General features: G+C 58.7%; 13 protein-coding genes, 2 tRNA genes and 1 pseudogene. 6 read left to right on the top strand and 10 right to left on the bottom strand.

Annotated elements, in window-relative coordinates; genetic code table 11:
• Positions 1-271 (top strand): transposase (locus tag BLQ98_RS16155; RefSeq protein WP_141135358.1); only part of this gene is annotated, 271 nt, incomplete at its 5' end.
• Positions 272-327: 56 nt separating this feature from the next.
• On the opposite strand, the pseudogene BLQ98_RS16150 reads toward BLQ98_RS16155, so the two are convergent.
• Both BLQ98_RS16150 and guaB read right to left on the bottom strand, forming a co-directional pair.
• Positions 328-642: pseudogene (locus BLQ98_RS16150) on the bottom strand (IS110 family transposase); the annotation flags it as partial.
• A 290-nt stretch (positions 643-932) separates the two neighbouring features.
• Complete coding sequence (gene guaB, locus BLQ98_RS16145; protein WP_093734278.1) at positions 933-2381, bottom strand: IMP dehydrogenase; 1449 nt, start codon at positions 2379-2381, stop codon at positions 933-935.
• A 227-nt stretch (positions 2382-2608) separates the two neighbouring features.
• Here guaB and BLQ98_RS16140 point away from each other — a divergent pair, with 227 nt between their 5' ends.
• Both BLQ98_RS16140 and BLQ98_RS16135 read left to right on the top strand, forming a co-directional pair.
• Complete coding sequence (locus tag BLQ98_RS16140) at positions 2609-4645, top strand: ASKHA domain-containing protein (protein ID WP_093734277.1); 2037 nt, start codon at positions 2609-2611, stop codon at positions 4643-4645.
• A gap of 88 nt (positions 4646-4733) precedes the next feature.
• A tRNA-Gly gene (locus BLQ98_RS16135) sits at positions 4734-4807 on the top strand.
• A 60-nt stretch (positions 4808-4867) separates the two neighbouring features.
• Here the strand turns inward: BLQ98_RS16135 and BLQ98_RS16130 are convergent.
• From BLQ98_RS16130 to BLQ98_RS16120, 3 genes are all read right to left on the bottom strand, one after another.
• Positions 4868-5623 (bottom strand): extensin-like domain-containing protein, encoded by a 756-nt coding sequence (locus BLQ98_RS16130; RefSeq protein ID WP_167354571.1) that lies wholly within the window; start codon positions 5621-5623, stop codon positions 4868-4870.
• Positions 5624-5670: 47 nt separating this feature from the next.
• A complete protein-coding gene (locus BLQ98_RS16125; protein ID WP_093734275.1) occupies positions 5671-6621 on the bottom strand; it encodes a L,D-transpeptidase family protein in 951 nt (316 codons plus the stop codon).
• A 98-nt stretch (positions 6622-6719) separates the two neighbouring features.
• Complete coding sequence (locus tag BLQ98_RS16120) at positions 6720-8048, bottom strand: ATP-binding protein (protein WP_093734274.1); 1329 nt, start codon at positions 8046-8048, stop codon at positions 6720-6722.
• A gap of 45 nt (positions 8049-8093) precedes the next feature.
• Between BLQ98_RS16120 and BLQ98_RS16115 the strand changes: the two genes are divergently transcribed.
• From BLQ98_RS16115 to BLQ98_RS16105, 3 genes are all read left to right on the top strand, one after another.
• Positions 8094-9005 carry an MBL fold metallo-hydrolase gene (locus BLQ98_RS16115; protein ID WP_093734273.1) on the top strand — a complete coding sequence of 304 codons (912 nt, stop codon included), beginning with the start codon at positions 8094-8096 and terminating at the stop codon, positions 9003-9005.
• An 81-nt stretch (positions 9006-9086) separates the two neighbouring features.
• A tRNA-Asn gene (locus tag BLQ98_RS16110) sits at positions 9087-9161 on the top strand.
• Between the two features lie 120 nt (positions 9162-9281).
• Positions 9282-11561, top strand: coding sequence for a DUF6538 domain-containing protein (locus BLQ98_RS16105; protein ID WP_141135357.1), 2280 nt, complete (start codon positions 9282-9284; stop codon positions 11559-11561).
• A 137-nt stretch (positions 11562-11698) separates the two neighbouring features.
• On the opposite strand, the gene BLQ98_RS16100 is transcribed toward BLQ98_RS16105, so the two are convergent.
• The 5 genes from BLQ98_RS16100 to BLQ98_RS16080 all read right to left on the bottom strand — a co-directional run bounded on the left by BLQ98_RS16100 (position 11699) and on the right by BLQ98_RS16080 (position 17086).
• Complete coding sequence (locus BLQ98_RS16100; RefSeq protein WP_167354570.1) at positions 11699-12004, bottom strand: hypothetical protein; 306 nt, start codon at positions 12002-12004, stop codon at positions 11699-11701.
• A 289-nt stretch (positions 12005-12293) separates the two neighbouring features.
• Positions 12294-12650 carry a hypothetical protein gene (locus BLQ98_RS18320; protein WP_208596086.1) on the bottom strand — a complete coding sequence of 119 codons (357 nt, stop codon included), beginning with the start codon at positions 12648-12650 and terminating at the stop codon, positions 12294-12296.
• 276 nt (positions 12651-12926) lie between these two features.
• Complete coding sequence (locus BLQ98_RS16090; RefSeq protein ID WP_093734269.1) at positions 12927-14642, bottom strand: hypothetical protein; 1716 nt, start codon at positions 14640-14642, stop codon at positions 12927-12929.
• Complete coding sequence (locus BLQ98_RS16085) at positions 14635-16455, bottom strand: hypothetical protein (protein WP_093734268.1); 1821 nt, start codon at positions 16453-16455, stop codon at positions 14635-14637. Before BLQ98_RS16085 ends, BLQ98_RS16090 begins: the two co-directional genes overlap by 8 nt.
• Before the next feature lie 187 nt (positions 16456-16642).
• Complete coding sequence (locus tag BLQ98_RS16080; protein ID WP_093734267.1) at positions 16643-17086, bottom strand: helix-turn-helix transcriptional regulator; 444 nt, start codon at positions 17084-17086, stop codon at positions 16643-16645.
• Between the last annotated feature and the right edge of the window lie 575 nt (positions 17087-17661).

The raw sequence follows: 17661 nt of genomic DNA, 5'->3' as shown, positions 1-17661 counted from the left end.
CTGGCGCAGGGCTTGGCAGGAAGTGATCCCGTTCTTTGCTTTTGATCCCGCCATCCGAAAGATCATCTACACCACCAACGCAATTGAAAGCTTGAACCGTGTAATCCGCAAATCGATTAAGACGCGGGGATCGTTCCCGACCGAAGACGCAGCCACGAAGCTGATCTACTTGGCGATCCGCAAGTTTGAGAAAGGCGGCCGAAATGTTCGAGAATGGTTTGCGGCCCGCAATCATTTCGCCATAATGTTTGAGGATCGCTTCAATGCGTGACTGTATCTAAAACCCGCATGGGCCAGACCAGATACACAAAGTTCATGACACTCCCCTGATCTGAGACGCTCCGGATTATCGCCTGCCTTGAGTAACAACTGTGCAGCGCTGTTCAGGCCCAACCCGTTTCGTGCAATCAACTCCGGAGCTAAATCTGTAACGATTGCCTCGATCATATCGTCAAGGTCCGCAACTTCATCATGCAGCTCGTGATAGTGACGCGCCAGTGATTCGAGCGCGATCTTGTAGGCTTCCTCGAAGTCCCTATACCCTGTTAGATCCAGACGCCAAGCTGCCAAGTTGCGTGTCAGCTTCATACGGGTCATGTTGCGAAAAAGTTCACGCAGTCGGTCAGGCGCACAGATAATTGCCGTCTGAATGATCTACACTGCGCTTGGCATACCCATCACCGAGCCCTTCGGATACATCCGTCCGGGGAATGGGGCAGTCTGCTTAACGTCGAATTTATTCTACAAAGCCCTCCAGAGAAGCCACATCCCCTGCATCAGTCACGGCCCTACACTATCTCATTTTGCATCAGTTCGACAACTGATGCAGTGTCAAGTTCTGGGTTAGTTCCGTCCGGTTCCCCTTTGGTTCCAAACAAAGGGCCGAAGCGACTTCTCGCCTCGGCCCTCTAAAACTTCAATAATATATGACTTTACCCGATGCGGTAGTTCGGAGATTCCCGCGTGATCTGTACGTCATGCACGTGGCTTTCGGACAGACCCGCGTTGGTGATCTTTACGAAGGTACAGTTATTGCGCATCTCGTCGACCGTGGCACAGCCGGTATACCCCATGGCCGCCCGAAGACCGCCAACCAACTGATGCACCACCGCATTGGCGGAACCTTTGTAGGGCACCTGCCCCTCGATCCCTTCGGGCACGAGCTTGTCCGAGGCGGCATCTTTCTGAAAATACCGGTCGGCCGAACCGCGCGCCATTGCGCCTAGGCTGCCCATCCCGCGGTAGCTTTTGAAGCTGCGTCCTTGGTACAGGATCACTTCGCCGGGGGATTCATCGGTGCCGGCGATCATGCTGCCGACCATCGCACAGGATGCGCCTGCCGCAATTGCCTTGGCAAAATCGCCCGAAAACTTGATGCCGCCATCTGCGATAATCGGCACATCGCCTGCCGCTTTGACGCAATCCATGATCGCGGTCAGTTGGGGCACCCCGACACCGGCGACCATCCGCGTTGTGCAAATCGACCCCGGGCCGATACCGACCTTTACGGCATCCGCACCCGCATCAATCAGCGCGCGTGTGGCGTCGCCTGTGGCGACGTTGCCCGCAACGATCTGGACCGAGCTTGATAGCCCCCGCGCACGGCGGACGGCTTCTGCGACGCCGGCAGAGTGGCCATGCGCGGTGTCGATCACGATCATGTCGACACCCGCTTCAACCAGGGCCTGCGAACGCTCATAGCCCGCGTCCCCGACAGTCGTCGCTGCAGCAACCCGCAGCCGACCAAGATCATCCTTGCACGCGGTGGGGTTCAGCACCGACAGCTCGGTGTCTTTCAAGGTCAGCAAACCGGTCAGCTTGCCCTGCGCATCCGTAACCAACAGCTTTTCGATCCGGCGCGCCTTCATCAGGCTGATCGCCTCGTTCCGATCTGCGGGCTCTTGCAGCAAGGCCAGATTATCGCTCGACATCATCACCCGTACAGGCGTCGCATCGTCAGAAGCAAAACGCATGTCGCGGTTGGTTACGATACCGACGACGCGACCTGCTTCGTCCACCACAGGAAAGCCTGTGACCCGATAGCGTTCCTGCAACGCCTTGGCATCCGCCAGCGTTTGGTCGGGCCGCAGGGTGATCGGGTTATAGACGATGCCGGATTCAAACCGTTTGACACGGCGCACTTCCTTGGACTGTTCGTCGACCGTAAGGTTGCGGTGGATAACCCCCATGCCGCCCGCCTGTGCCATGGCAATCGCCATGCGGCTTTCGGTCACCGTATCCATCGCAGAGCTAAGCAGCGGAATGTTCAGCGCGATTGATTTGGTCACGCGGGTCCGCGTGTCAGCCGTAGACGGCAACACGGTGGATGCCGCTGGCACCAGTAGTACATCATCAAAGGTCAGAGCCTCACGAATCTCCATTTTGCACCTCGGCTTGCATGGGTTCATTTGGCGGTTTCATATTTCATGGATGGGTCGCATTGGAAAGACCCTTTTGCACCTTAACGACATTGTGCAACGCAGCTATGTCACCACGGCGTGCGCGCACAGAGGCGCACAGGCGCAGATGACCGGCATTATGCCGCATCGTGGCTTTCGCCTGCCGCCTGCTACGCTATGGTGCGGCAAAGTGTTGAGGATAAAGATAGATGAGCAACGATCCCCTTGTGGTATTCACGCCTTCGGGCAAACGCGGTCACTTTGCCAAGGGCACACCGGTGCTTACGGCGGCGCGGCAGTTGGGCGTCGATCTGGACTCCGTTTGCGGCGGGCGCGGGATTTGTTCGAAATGTCAGGTCTCTCCCGGCTATGGGCAGTTTTCCAAACACGGGGTCACCGTGGCCCAGGATGCCTTGTCGGAATGGAACAGCGTCGAGCAGCGGTATCAAGACAAGCGCGGACTGATCGAGGGCCGCCGTCTGGGCTGCCAGGCGCAAATCATGGGCGATGTGGTGATCGACGTGCCCGCCGAAAGTCAGGTCCACAAACAAGTCGTCCGCAAACGGGCCGAAGCACGCGATATCGTCCTGAACCCGCCGACCAAGCTCTTTTACGTCGAGGTTCTTGAACCCGACATGCACGACCCCTCGGGCGATCTTGAGCGTCTGTGCGATGCTCTGCGCGACCAATGGGAGCTTGAGAACGTAAAGGCCGATTTGCAAATCCTGCAAACGCTGCAACCCGCTCTGCGCAAGGGCGCATGGAAAGTCACAGTTGCCGTGCATTTGGGCGATGATGAAAACCCGCCGCGGATCATGCATCTCTGGCCCGGCTTCTACGAAGGGTCGCTTTACGGGGTCGCGGTCGATCTTGGGTCGACCACCATCGCGGCGCACCTGTGCGATCTGCAAACAGGCGAAGTCGTGGCCTCATCCGGCGTAATGAACCCGCAGATCCGCTTTGGCGAAGACCTGATGAGCCGCGTCAGCTATTCGATGATGAACGAAGGCGGCGCGGCAGAGATGACCCGCGCGGTGCGCGCCGGCATGAACACAATGTTCGATGAAATCAGCGCCGAGGGCGGCATCGACAAAGGCTTGATCGTGGACGCGGTGTTTGTCTGCAATCCGGTCATGCACCACCTGTTTTTGGGGATCGACCCGTTTGAACTGGGGCAAGCACCCTTTGCGCTCGCCACGTCAAACGCGCTGCGTCTGCGCGCCATGGACCTGGACCTGAACATCCACCCCTCTGCCCGCGTTTATCTGCTGCCCTGCATTGCAGGCCATGTGGGCGCGGATGCCGCCGCCGTTGCCCTGTCGGAAGCGCCAGATAAATCAGACGATCTGGTGCTGGTCGTCGATGTGGGCACCAACGCTGAAATCTTGCTGGGCAACCGCGATAAAGTCCTCGCCTGTTCCTCTCCCACCGGTCCCGCGTTCGAGGGCGCACAGATTAGCAGCGGTCAACGCGCCGCCCCAGGTGCGATCGAACGGGTAGAGATCGACCCCGTCACCAAGATTGCCCGTTTCAAGGTAATCGGCAGCGACCTGTGGTCTGATGATCCCGCCTTCGAGGCCGAGATTGGGGCCAGTGGCGTCACCGGCATCTGTGGCTCGGGCATCATTGAAATGGTCGCTGAAATGCGCGTCCACGGCATCGTCGACGCCCCCGGCCTGATCGGTACGGCTGAACAAACCGGATCGGCAAATGTCTTTGCCGACGGGCGCACTAATTCCTATCTGGTCTATGATGGCACCGCCGATGGCGGCCCGCGCATTACTGTGACCAACCGCGACATCCGCGAAATCCAGATGGCCAAGGCCGCGCTTTACTCAGGGGCGCGTCTGCTGATGGATAAATTTGGTGTCGACAAAGTCGACCGCGTGGTGCTGGCCGGCGCATTCGGTGCGCATATCAGCCCTAAACACGCGATGATCCTTGGCATGATCCCTGACGCACCGCTGGACAAGGTCACATCGGCTGGCAACGCGGCGGGCACCGGCGCACGCATCGCATTGCTCAACACCTCAAGCCGAGCCGAGATCGAAGAGACGGTGCGCAACATCCACAAGATCGAGACTGCCATCGAACCCCGCTTCCAAGAGCATTTCGTCAACGCATCGGCCATCCCCAACGCGGTAGAGCCCTTCCCGATCCTCAATAGCATCGTCACCCTGCCAACCGAGACATTCAATACCGGCGGCGATAGCTCAGGCGGCACCCGCAGACGCCGCCGCCGCTGAAGAGTGTTCTCAAGGGCAGCAAAGGATGCGTCGGACAAAAACCCCGCTTGACGCACCCGCCACATCGGATTAAGTCACCTCACGGCGCGCGGGTATGGTGAAAAGGTATCACGGCAGCTTCCCAAGCTTTAGTTACGAGTTCGATTCTCGTTACCCGCTCCAGTTCTTCACGACAGTTTCTGATACTCGGACTACCTGCTGCAGCATGGTTTTAGGCGATCCTTAGTCTACAGCACCACCGCCCTGTTCACACAAGCGGTAGCCGCGTGACCGTTCGATCACGTCAAGATGCAGGTGATCCGCATGCGAAGCGTTCGATCCCGGCCCCAGCACGGTCGAAAAATCCAGACAGGCTGACGCCCTTACAGCATCTTGGAACGCCTCTGCCATGGTACCCTGCGCCTCGCGCGGTTCGACCGCGATGGGGGGACCCTCCGCGAAGGTGAACCCCATAACGTCGAACGCATTCCCGAAAGCATGCTCAGACAATTTCCCATCGGGCGCATTGTTGCGGCGTCGGCAAATATAGCCTGACCCGTTCTGAATCGACACCAAAGCGCCACGATCTGTCATGCGCTGCGCAGCAGGAAGAACAAAATCTCGGGTCCATGTCGCCAGCGCATTGACGGCAGGGCAACGCATGGTGGCGGCGGGTGTAATGGCCACGCCCGGTGCAATCTCGCTCACGGTCAAGGGGCGGAGGATGCCGCAATCGGCATCGTCGGTCGGAACGATAGGTGCCGCTTCGGTATAGGTGACCCCAAGCCCCTCTAGGTTTGCAAGACAGGTGGCATAATCCGGATCGTTGAGCCGCAAGGTATCGCGCATTCCTTTGCCTCGTGGCTGTGAAATCGCGGGGTCGATGGATCCTTCATCGGGCGTTTCGACCTCAGTTTCAGCCTCCGCGACTGCATCCGCATCGATCTGCACCGTTGGGCGGGGAACAGGACGGGCCGAGCTGTCAGCTCCGGCAGCCATAACGGCCGCCGGCTCCAACAGACAGAGAACAAAAACCGCAGCTCGCATCAATCGACAAATACCACTTCAACGCCTTCACTGACCATATGTGCCAGCTCCTCAACGTCCCAGTTTGTGAATCGCACGCAACCGTGGCTTTCCGCGGTGAACAATGACGCTGGCGTATCCGTGCCATGCAAACCGTAGGTTGGCTTGGACAGATCAATCCAGACCGACCCCACCGGACCGTTAGGACCTGGCGGCAAAGTCAGCTGTTCCTTGACGCCGTCGGCGACAAAATTGACATCTGGATTGTAGCTGTAAGTGGGATCCATCGCCACGGCTTCGACGGTCATATCGCCGCTGGGGGATGGGGTTTCATCTGACCCGATGGCGACGGGGTAATTGGTCATCATATGACCGTCTGCTGCGTAGACAACAGCACGGCGTTCGGATTTTCGGATTTCGATCCGCGCGACTTCGCCTTCCATCTTTGGCCCGACATCGGCCACGGTCAGCGTTTCGCCTGCTATAAGGCCCGCGCCTGGGTTCAGCAACTTCAAGAAATCCTCGTCCATATGAAAGCGCTCGGCCAGACGTTCGGATACGCTGGTATACCCCAGCTTCTCCATCTTGGCCTTATCCGCCACGTGTTCCGGAATGGAAGCGGTCAGGTCGCTGGTGTCCTCTTCGGTCACCGTATATTGCATCAACACGGAGGGTGCTGCATCGCCACCAAGGGCCGACCACACTTCGGGATCCAGCAAACCGTCGATCTTAAAACCTTCGCGCGCTTCAAAGCCACGCAACGCGCTTTCGCTCATCGCGCCCTTATATCCATCGATGATCCCCGGAGAGATCCCGGCGCGGTCCAAAAGAACCTGCAAAACAACAGTGAGGCTGGATTGGCCGTCCGTCAACGCCCCGCCCTGATACGTGGTGGACGCGATTTCATCCGGGGTGACGGCAAAGGCGGGGGACGCCAACAAAAGCGGAAGGGCTGCAGTAACAATACGCATGAACATAATCCTCATTAATTTGAGGACCAACGCGCAAGGGGGTGTTTGGTTCAAGCTACTGAGAAAATGTTCAAATATGATGAACTCGGCTAATCTCCTTATCGGGCGACGATAATATCGGCCCGCAGACCGCCAAGACTGTCCGACGACCCCAAGCGCAGCGTTCCACCATGGGCGCGGGCGATGTCTGTCGCGATGGCGAGGCCCAGTCCAACACCGCCGCTACCACTGTTTTGATTGCGTGCAGGATCAAGTCGAGAGAACGGGCGCACGGCCTCAGTACGAAGGTCTTCAGGGATGCCAGGACCGTCGTCCTCGACCCTGATCCGTAACGTTTTGTCTGTCAGCAGCACCGACACCTCGGCCCGCGCGCCATAGCGCACCGCGTTCGAGATCAGATTATCTACCGCCCGCAAAATCGCCATGCGGCGCAGCCGAACAGTGCCCGCCCCGTCACCCTCGGGCGGCAGCAAGGTCACGTTGCGCCCCGCACGCTGCGCGTCTTCTATCGCGGTTTGCATCAGCGCGTGGGGGTCCAGCGCTTCGGCCTCGCCCTCGGCGGTGCCTTTTGCGAAATCCAGAAACGCGTCCAGCATCCCCTGCATATCGTTGACATCTTGCAATAGCGGCTCTGCATCGTCCTCGTCTATCATCGCTAGCCCCAGGCGCATCCGGGTGAGCGGCGTGCGCAAGTCATGACTGACACCCGACAACATCAAGGTCCGCTGCTCGATCTGCCGCTCGATCCGCGCGCGCATATCGACAAAAGCAGCCCCCGCCGCGCGCACCTCGACTGCTCCGGTGGGCGTATATGGCACATGTCGCCCCCGTCCAAAGGCTTCGGCCGCGCGGGCCAGGCGTTTGATCGGGCGCAGCTGGTTGCGCAGATAAACGAACGAAATCAAAGTCATCAAAAAGCCGAAGCTGAAGGTATAGACAAACAGCTGATGGGGATTTGACGCTGAAATACGGCGGCGTTCAAACTGGATATCCAGCGGGCCGAACCGTGACCGAGTATAAAGATGCACCGCCCCTGGCTGGGTCAGGTCGAGCCTTAGAAACGACGGCAGCTTATTCTTGAACCGCGCCACCATCACCCTGCCGGAATAGTCATACCACTTCATCCTATTGTGCGATGGAATCTCGGCGGCAGAAACTGGGGCAACGCGCATCTCAAGCACTGCAAGCTGATTTTGCATAGCGGTAGAAACAGTATCGACCGTGGGGGCTGCCTCTACCACCTGCATAACCAAGGCAACCTCGCGCAGGACCGTATCGGTCATCTGGTTGGTGACCCCCTCATAGTTCCGCTGCGCAAAGATAACAGTCATTACCAGTTGCAAGATCACCACCGGCAACAGCAAGATCAGGGCAGCGCGCCCATAGATGCCGCGGGGCATATAACGTTTGAGCCAGACAAAGAACATGAGATAGACCTTAGCCAGCCCCCTGCCCCAGTGAAAGGCAAAACCATGCTGCCCCCAGACGACTTTGACCCCGCCATCGGACCTGCCGAAACGCTAGAGCCAGGCCTGCGCCGTATTGTGGCCGACAACCCCTCGCCCATGACCTATCGCGGGACCAATACCTATCTTCTCGGGACCCGCGGCATCGCGGTGATTGATCCCGGCCCTGCCTCACATCCCCATCTGCAGGCAATCCTTGATGCGATCGGTCCCGACCAGCACATCAGCCATATCATTGTGACCCACACCCATCTTGACCACTCGCCGCTGGCCCAAGACCTTGCCCGCGTATGTGCCGCACCAATTCTTGCATTCGGGGACGCTTTTGCGGGACGGTCCGAGGTGATGCAGCAACTGGCCGCCGCATCCGACATCGGCGGTGGCGAAGGCATCGACGCCGGGTTCATCCCCGACCAGCTTGTCCGCCACGGAGAGACCATCGCCGGTGACGATTGGGAGGTTCAGGTGATTCACACACCCGGACATATCGGCAACCATATTAGCCTGCAGTGGGGCGACGCCTGTTTCACCGCTGACCACGTTATGGGCTGGGCCAGTTCGCTCGTATCGCCCCCGGATGGGGATCTGACCGACTTTATGGCATCCTGCGCGGAACTGCAGCGAACCCGCTGGCGGGTGTTCTACCCTGGCCACGGTGCCCCGGTGACAGACCCTGCCGCGCGACTGGATTGGTTGGTCTCGCATCGGCTTTCCCGCGAGGCAGATATCCTGCGTGCCCTAGAACACGGCCCCGCCACTGCTGCGGCGCTCGCCGCCGAAATCTACACCGAAACCCCGCCTGCATTGTTGGGTGCCGCGACCCGCAACGTCCTTGCACATCTGATTGACCTTACAGGAAAAAACAAGATTGCGCCCCTAGGTCCGCTTTGCGCCACGGCCTCATTTCGGAGGGTTTAAAACTCTTTTGAAAAAATCTGGAAAAAAGTGACAAATCCCTCTGGACGCCGCAAATTACCATAGCTATACGGTGCAGACCGTTCCGACGTAGCTCAGCGGTAGAGCAGTTGACTGTTAATCAATTGGTCGTAGGTTCGATCCCTACCGTCGGAGCCATTTTACCCAAACCGCATTGAAATTATTGGATTTTCTCCGTCCGGAGTCGATGCTCGCCGATGAGGTGCACAGATTGGTGCACTTGGCAGTGCACATACACGTGCACAAGGACACTTGGCCATGGCTCGGAGTCGCGTCTCACAATCCCATCTGGAACATCGCCCGTCCGGCTTCTACTGGCGTCGCAGAATGCCGGTTCGGAAGGGACTCGCATTTTTTTCAGAAAAGAATTTCCGCGTCTTTTCGCTTCGCACCACGTCATTGCGAGACGCGAAGACCCTTGCGAACCGGTTGACCCGGATCAGCGACCAGGTCTTCGCCGCCATGACGGAGAAGACGATGCCAATCGCCCCTGAACTTGCAGACCGCCTGCTGACCGACCTCGCCCGTTTCGAGATCGAATGCTTTGAGCGGGCCCGCGCGATCGCACCGCAACGCTGTGCCCAAGCGGCGGCCTTCGAGCTGCAACGCGAAGCGGCCCTGCAGGAAACCCTGCGCCATGCCCTGTTGCTGCGGGACCGTGAGGTTTGCCGGAAGCCGCTCCGCCATGTCGCGGCCCGGCTCGGGCTGGCGCTCGATGAGGAAGATCAGGATTGGTTAAGCCTCGCGATCCAGGCCACGCAGATCCTGCTGGACGTCAGCGAAGAGCGCGCACGGCGTGATCAAGGCATCTACGATGGCCCGTCGCCGGTGTTTCGCTCTGCCATGGCTCAGATGCGGCGTGAGGCGCAGCCGAGGCAGCTTAGCGCCGGCCCCTGGACACCCCCGTGCGATGTGCAAACGGCATCTGCACAATTTGCCAGTACCCATGCAGATGCGGCTACAGTCATTCCGAATCCGACCCCTCGTCCGCATGCAGGACAGCAAGCCACGGTGTCCGAGGCGACCGCTGCACCATCCGCGCCGGCGCAGCCTGTCTGCGCTGCGACCGAAACAACGAGACCGGCCGCAGGGCATGCCGCGGCGTCTGCCTACCCTGCTTTGCCACCGGCACACTCCCCGCCACCGCAAGGGCAGGCAGCCTCTCCGGACAAAGAAGACGAGATCACACGCCGCATCGCCGCACGGCCCCCGAAAATCGGGGTCAACCTCGACACCCTCAGTGACGCATCCTGCATCAGCCTTTCGAAACCCCGGGGCATCACCCTGCGGGAAGCCTACGATCTCTACGTGGACATCAAGCGTGCCGGCTATGGCGAGAATTTTCACAAACATCAGAGACGACACCAACCGACGGGCGTCGCCTGGGAGAAATCGAGCGGATCGAAACTGGATGTCGCCAGCCGGATCTGGCTGGATCTCTTGGGTGACCTCCCATTTGAGGACATCGCCGTCAGCGACGTCGAAGATGCCTTGGATCTGATCTGGCGCATTCCCCGGGATCACGGAAAAACCGAACACCTGAAGGCGACGGCGGGGTATCGCGAGCTGATCGAACGGGTCGACGCCAGCGAAATCGACGCTGCGAGGGCGCAGGTCTTGCGTGTCTCCAGCAGATCCAACCACACCAACGCCGATCTCGAAGCTGCAAAGCTGGGGGCAAAGGTGCCACGGCTGCGGGTCGACACCTATCTCAAGCATTGCCGCACGCCCAATGCGATCGGGAAAATGCTGTATGCCATGCAGATGATCGACACGAATCCCTTCGAGATATGCTCCTGGACCAAGGCGGAAGCCGACGGGCTGAAACGCACCCAGGATTGCCGCGCCCGCACGTCCTGGGATGACCGCATCACCAAGCTGTTCGCGTCACCGGTGTACCAGGGCGAGACAGAAGATCCAGGCGACCCGCTGTTCTGGGCACCCCTGATCGGTCGGCTCCAAGGCTTGCGCATGCAGGAAAGCCTGCAGCTGGGACCAAAGGATTTCGGAACGGAAGACGGGATTGATTACCTGTGGGTTCGCAACACCGAAGGCAACAACGTCAAGTCCGAGGCGGGAGAGCGACGCTTACCGGTTCATCCGGACCTTATCAAACTGGGGTTCATGAAACTCGTCGAACTCCGCCGCAGGCAATCGCAAACCAGACTGTTTCCGGATCTTACACGTGGATCCACCAAGGAAAACTTTGCGGAGAACTTCAGCAAGGCCTTCGGCTATTACCGCAAGACCCACGGTTGTTACTGGCGGGGCCTCGATTTCCACGCCCTCCGAACAAGCTTTCATGGCGATCTGCTGAACCAGGATCGCTCAGATGCGATCCGGCGGCGCCTGATGGGCCACGCCCCGCAGGACGAAGGGGAGAAATCCTACGCCCAAGGGCTGAAGATGGCACCTTTGCTGGAGCGGATCAGGGAGGTCAGTGTCGACACTTCCATGATCATCAGCCCGTTTGAGATGCCGCGTGAGGAGACCCGGTACGTTGACCAGGAACGCAGGCAGCATCTGAGGGTCGTTTAGGGGCCAGGGCGGGCTTTGCTGGTTGATTTGGGAGCTTTGTGGGCCTCGAGGCGGCAGCTGGATCAGCTGCCTCGCATCCGCCGATAACGCAAGTGCACTGAAGGACCCCGGCCGATTTCTCTGCCAGGGCCCCAAGTTCATCCCGTCGCAAGACCGCCCGCAAGGTCCGTCAGCCTTGCACCAAAATATCGGATCGCATTGTCCAGATCATCGCACCACGCATCTGGCTCCGAAGAGAGCTGATCTACGGTCGGAGGAAGAGCTTCGGTCATCTGGACCAGCTTCTTCAATGCCCCTTGGACCTCGTCCTGTTGCGGCTCCAGAGACCACAGGCCGTCGAGCAGACGCTCTGCGGCCGCAACACCTGACGGCCCGACTGCCGTTCTCAGCACCCGGATCAGGGTTGCCCCGTCACGTTGCGCAAAGCGTCGTACGGCTTTCAACCCGGACGTGGCTCGCGTCGGCCTCGGGCTTTCGGTTGGAATGAGCATGCTGTGCTGCATCTCGTTCTCCCTGCGAACGAGCCCCGGCAATGACCGGGATTTGGAGACTCGTCGCTCAAGTCACCAGCCCGGGGGCTGGTGCATGGATCTTCGAAGGACCGACGCTCACCATCTGCTCGCCTGCACAGACAGAAAGCGTCAAGGATGCTGGAAAAAAAGGGGGGCATCCACCGTCGAGGGTACCCCCCCCTTCCTTTTAAGGACGCCGCTTTCTACTGTGGTATCAGGATCATGCGAGGACCTGCGCGCCGGACATTCTCAGTTGGCTGATAAGCGCCGCAACTGCTTCGGTCATCGCACAGATGTCGTGCACGATATCGGAGCCTGGGTCGCTCTCCGAAAAGAGCGCAGTTTGGAGCCGGGACGAATCGCCCACGTGGCGCAGATCCAGGGCGGCGAGGATTGTATCAAACCCCCTCATTATCTGCCGATCGGAGAGTGACCCTGCGGCAACGCCTTCGATCAGGTGAAACACTTTGGTCCCAGCTTTGACCCCGGCCAACAAGTCGATCATTTCGGGCAGGCAATGGCCGTGAAGCGCAAGAAACTCCCGTGCGGTCCGCGCAATAGGAGTCCCCTCTGTCATGGGATGAAATTCTGGTATTTGGGCGAACATGGGCTCTGACCCCTTCGAAAAGCTGCTCCAATGTGGCAGCGTCAAGTCGCTCATGTTCCTCCTTTCGACAGAGCGGGTTTGGGCGCACAGTGCAGCAACTTTGATCCGGCGCGCCCAGATTGAACCGGTTTCCGGTGATCACGCCCTCTATTCCGTCTCAATTCGGGGCTTGAACGGTGTCGGGGTGTGGTTCTGTAAAGGAAGCCACAATCCGACACGGATCGAGCCGCATTTCCACCGCTCTTTTTAGTTCATGTTTTCCAATATTTCGGCCTCATCGAGCAAACCTTCCATCATGTCCTGCCCCCGTGCCATTCTTGCCTGCGCGACGGCCTGCCCTTGGTAGAACTCGGCGGATCGCACATCCATTTGCGCGCTGATCGCAAGCGCCGCGTTGACGCCCTCGAGGCCAAGCTTCCCAAGCTCTGTGTGGACACGCGACCTTGAGATATGCGCGCCTGTGCCCATGTGCTTCGCCCAGACTTTTGAAGGTTGGCCCGAGGCGAGCATATTGCCCGTCGTGTCGCGAAAAAGGGGCGATTGTTCTGCGATAGCATTGGTGCGCATGACCTCGAGATAAGCAGGAGCGACGCCCTGCAGCACCAGCGCATCGAGGAATGGCGTCAACCGCTCATGTAGTCGTCCTGAAATCGCCACGTCCGCCTTTTGCGTGTCGATATCCACGCGGTAGCATAGGCCGGTCCACGAGATGTCGCGGCCCCATCGCAGTCGGCCATCCGCCAAGCGAAGCGGCAGCAAGGTCCACAGTGCGATCACGGTGGCTTCATTCAGCAACCGCAGCTTGCTCTGCCGCCGAGTTGCCTGCTGGCTCTCTTCACGTAGGCGCATGGCAAGCGCCCACGTCGCCGCGAGGTCCGGCAATCTATCCAGTTTGGCAAATTTGAGTGGCACGACGCGGCCCAGAGCGCGCCGGAGCCAGTTTTCATGTGCCTGAAGAGTCGAGATCAGAAGCAGATCAAGACCCAAATGTTGGGCGAAAGCCCGGATTCTTTGCACGGCAGTATGTCGGGTCGCCGGACGATCACCTTGACCCTGATAGGCTTTTTCAGACCGTGCTTGAGAGCGTTGCGTTCTGACCGCTTCCAGCCTCCGTACGCCATCGATGGTGATCGCGACCGGAAGGCCCGCATCAATCATGATCCATGCGTACTCCCGCAGAACCTCCTCGGTGTTCTTTAGAGTACTTTCCGCCGGGGGGCGCAGGCCACCGACATCTTCGCCGGCCCGCATCGCGCTCAGCGCCTGTCGCCACTCAGGAGGAAGCAAGCTGTGCGGCACACGATGCCGCGCTGCAGGTCGCGGCCTCGACGGTCGTGCCTTTTTCTCGGGAGATTTTTGCCGGATGGCGGCCTGCAGCGTCAAAAGCACTGCTGGATTGCCTGGTAGGATCGTGTCCAGTGCGGATTTGAGGCTGCGCAAACGACGGCTCGAGCCTGCATCCCCCGCAAAACGCAGGAAGTCAGTCACAGAAGGAAGTTCGACTCGACGCGCCTCTGCAAATATCAGGAAGCGATCGAGCACCCTGATATCCTCAAGTGGCACCGCGCCGAGTTCTGTCACGTCTCTGTAAGGCGCAAAATGTGCGCCCGCGATGATCTCTTCACGCGGGCGCCTGTCGCAGGACCGACTGCGGGGCCTTTTTTCACGGATCGCGTCGCGTACGGTTTGACGAATAACAGACCCTTCGGGGGCAATCCGGTCTAAGGCGGTACGCAGGTTTTCGAGCTTGCGGGTGGAGGCTGCGTCGGCGCTGAAAGTGAGAAAGTCTTCGACAGATGGCATTTGCACACCTTGTCGTTCCGCCCATACAAGAAATGCATCGAGTGTGCGCAACTCCCGCAATCCGATCTCGTCGATCCGTGGTGCCGTCACAAAAGGAGCAAAGTGCGGTAGCGCGAGAATCTCCTCGCGAGGGCGGGTGTCGTATATGCGATCAGCCATCCATTAACCCCGCAAGCAGATCTTGGCCCCGTTCAACCATGCGCATCGCGTTGAGCCAGCCATAGTAGCGACGCAGCGTATCAACGCTGTCATCAATGCGCTTGGCAATCACCTCGATCTCTTCCGGATGCGCGTTGAGCAGCAATGATGTCTGGCCGTGGCGCATTTGGTGCGGCGTCATCGGCAGATCGACGATCGTGCGCATGAATTCGGAGAATTTTTCGCCAAAATAACCGGGGTCCATCGGCTTCCCGACTGCCCTGACGGCCGGGAACAGGTATGGGTTGCTCCCTGCATACGGAAACAGCGGGCGGATAGTGTCGAAATACCATTCGATCGTATCGTAGCAACCATGTTTGTTCCACTTAATCGGGAACTGGATCTCGACACCGTTTTTTGTAAATCCTTCAGGAATGAGAACATTCATCGGTTTTTTTCCTTTCTTCGGGACGAGGATCTGGGCATCCGTCCCAACGCAGCTGAGGCCCATGGCGTTTTCGACACGGATAGGTGCGCCACCGATCTCGATCGCCGCAAAGCAGGCACAGGTGCCAAGCAGCCGGACGCGGGCGATCTCATTCTTGGTCATCTTGCGCGCCTCGGCCTTTGCTCTCGCCATGATAGCTTCGGCTTGTGCTCGGAGGGGCTTATAGGAAAACAGAAACCGTCGCCGCAGATGCAGCTTTTCGACCAATGCTTCACAAAATGCCTGGTTTTGCCGGGTCATGCGCTTGTCGGCTGCCGCGCCTTTGCGCGAGTCCTTGTTATTTGCGATAATCCGACTCAGCACCGTGGTATCGACCCCGCGCGCGTTCAGCACCTGGCGAATGCCCTTAAGGTATTTCCGGCTGGTCCTGGGATCGAGCCGCCCTTTTTCTCTTGCTCGGTTTTTGCGGGCGAACATTTCTCGGGCAACGAGCCGGATGGCTTCGTCACAGCTCAGCACTGTCAGAATTTCCATTGCATCTCGGGAAATCAGATCAAGCTCGAGAGCGATCCTGAAAAAGCAGCGAAAGGCCGAGCGCAAGACATGCGCATGTTTTTGACGATCATCGCTGTTTGCCTCTGCAACAGGATCCCACCCTGATTTGGTGACCGCGTCAATCCACCGGTTAAAAATAAGATCGAAGGTTGACGGAAAACCGGTCTTGATCTCTTGTCGATGCGCAGCATCAAAACCGATGGGTTCGGGCGGCAGAAAAGGAAGCGCATCCGAAAATTTCCGAATGTCATCGAGGCGCACCAAACATGTGCGGTTCGCGGTGCGCTTGTTACCACTATAAAGATCATCCAGCTGCGTCGCTCTCGCGGCGTTTATGTCCCGAGGTTGCCAGCCGTGTGCACGCGCAACGAGCGCAAAGCTGCGCATCGCTTCGAGGCACATCGGATGCCAGCCCCAACTGCCTGATTTGAATTTTGTATAGGGCTCCATCACGAGAAATAAATCGGTCCATTCGTCCTGTTGCGCCCTCAAGGTTTGCAACATCTCATGAATGCCCAGAAACTCCTTGAGGGCCGCCGCCACCCGACGCCGTTTCAAATTATAGGATGTATTGGAGGGGTCGTGCCTCGGATCAAAACCATTTTTGGGGAGAACATCCTCCAGGTTCTCGAGGGTGGCGTCGATCATCCGGAGTGGTGTGTTCTGCCGATCTCCAACCGATTTGATTGCCCCTACATAGCTTTCCCCAGTCGATTGGGTCAGTTCGCCCGCCACGGTGCGAGCCTCTACTCGTTGCACCACATCGGCGAGCGTCGGACCGGACGCAAACAATGTGCAGGTTTTCGTTGGCTGGATCGTCATCTGTAGCATCGGGTTTCTCCGTGTGTCGCTAAATCGTCGGTTTCGTCGTCAAAACGCGGTTTCGATACACACGCTTTCCCGATTGCCGCCGGTGAAATCCCTTGAGAGGTTGTATCAGCGTCGCCTGCTGCGTATCGACGTCGCTTAAGCGGAAAATGTGTATCAGCCAGGTCTGTGGGCATGGGTCTACTCCCGTTCAGGGGGTGGGTTTGAGGGATCCGAAAGTCGGCGCGGCGCGAGCGTAGGCGGGCTGCGGTTCCCGGTCCTGCCAAGCGACGATCTCCGACTTCCGCCAGCGTGTCTTGCGAGCGTCTTTGCGACCAGCAGAGAGATCGATCGCCTTTGGCATCGACGGCAGGCCGTCTGGCAGCCCAACACCTGTCTGCCAGCGGTAGACGGTTCGTGCAGTGACTTCGCACAAGTCACCTACCTCTCCGGCCGTCATCAGCGGGTGCTTAAGTTCGCATACGTGGCCTGGATCTTGTTCCGCTGCGAGCCCCAGCGCCTTCCAGACCACCGGCCAGCGCACATGCCCGCCGATCGGGCGGATCTGCAGATCGTTAAGCACGGCGGGCAGACCGCGGTCTGTCACACCGAAGAAGGTTTCGAGTTGCGGTTTGGTGGCGGGCTTGTCTGTCATGGTCCGTCGGAATTAGGCCCCTGCCGCTCCCCGACCTAACGCCAGACGAATTTTTTGAATATTGAGCTCAACGGCTCTGCCGACCAGCTATGTCGGGGACAGGATCCGCGCTGTTTCAGCTTCTTGCTCTTTCGTCGGGAAAATCCGTCCACTCTGCGGGATTCCGCGTCCCCTCGTCGGGAAAATCCGACCACCGCTCGGAAAAAAGTGGCCCTCTGTCGGGAAAATGCGGCCTTACCTCGCATAAGCTATTGAAGGTGTTCAACTATTCGGGCCCTGAAACAAGAGAACCTAAGAACCCCCTGAAACAGGCATCAACCATGCCGATGAGGGTAATTTTGGGGGTCTACGCAATCGGGCATTCGCTGTGGGGTAACCGTCGAGGTGTTGAAGCAAGCCGCTCGGATCTCACCAGACGTTGAGCGTACTGCCATCTGGCCAACAGGTTCCCAAGCGAAAAATCATATGCTGGAATAAAACTTCAAGAAAAGTTTCCGGAGCTAATGGAACGGCACAACCTTCTTTTCAGGCAGCAGATGTCCCGCTGCCTGAACTGACATATCGCAACTGACAGA

The sequence above is a fragment of the Sulfitobacter litoralis genome (genome assembly GCF_900103185.1).
GTDB lineage: Bacteria > Pseudomonadota > Alphaproteobacteria > Rhodobacterales > Rhodobacteraceae > Sulfitobacter > Sulfitobacter litoralis.
The sequence above is the reverse complement of the archived record's forward strand: the minus strand, read 5'-3'. Positions and strand labels throughout refer to the sequence as shown.

What these genes read in the sequence shown, in the direction of transcription:
- guaB (WP_093734278.1), bottom strand. Translation starts at nt 2,381, where the DNA reads ATGGAGATTCGTGAGGCTCTGACCTTTGATGATGTACTACTGGTGCCA.
- BLQ98_RS16140 (WP_093734277.1), top strand. Translation starts at nt 2,609, where the DNA reads ATGAGCAACGATCCCCTTGTGGTATTCACGCCTTCGGGCAAACGCGGT.
- BLQ98_RS16130 (WP_167354571.1), bottom strand. Translation starts at nt 5,623, where the DNA reads ATGGCTGCCGGAGCTGACAGCTCGGCCCGTCCTGTTCCCCGCCCAACG.
- BLQ98_RS16125 (WP_093734275.1), bottom strand. Translation starts at nt 6,621, where the DNA reads ATGCGTATTGTTACTGCAGCCCTTCCGCTTTTGTTGGCGTCCCCCGCC.
- BLQ98_RS16120 (WP_093734274.1), bottom strand. Translation starts at nt 8,048, where the DNA reads ATGTTCTTTGTCTGGCTCAAACGTTATATGCCCCGCGGCATCTATGGG.
- BLQ98_RS16115 (WP_093734273.1), top strand. Translation starts at nt 8,094, where the DNA reads ATGCTGCCCCCAGACGACTTTGACCCCGCCATCGGACCTGCCGAAACG.
- BLQ98_RS16105 (WP_141135357.1), top strand. Translation starts at nt 9,282, where the DNA reads ATGGCTCGGAGTCGCGTCTCACAATCCCATCTGGAACATCGCCCGTCC.
- BLQ98_RS18320 (WP_208596086.1), bottom strand. Translation starts at nt 12,650, where the DNA reads ATGACAGAGGGGACTCCTATTGCGCGGACCGCACGGGAGTTTCTTGCG.
- BLQ98_RS16090 (WP_093734269.1), bottom strand. Translation starts at nt 14,642, where the DNA reads ATGGCTGATCGCATATACGACACCCGCCCTCGCGAGGAGATTCTCGCG.
- BLQ98_RS16085 (WP_093734268.1), bottom strand. Translation starts at nt 16,455, where the DNA reads ATGCTACAGATGACGATCCAGCCAACGAAAACCTGCACATTGTTTGCG.
- BLQ98_RS16080 (WP_093734267.1), bottom strand. Translation starts at nt 17,086, where the DNA reads ATGACAGACAAGCCCGCCACCAAACCGCAACTCGAAACCTTCTTCGGT.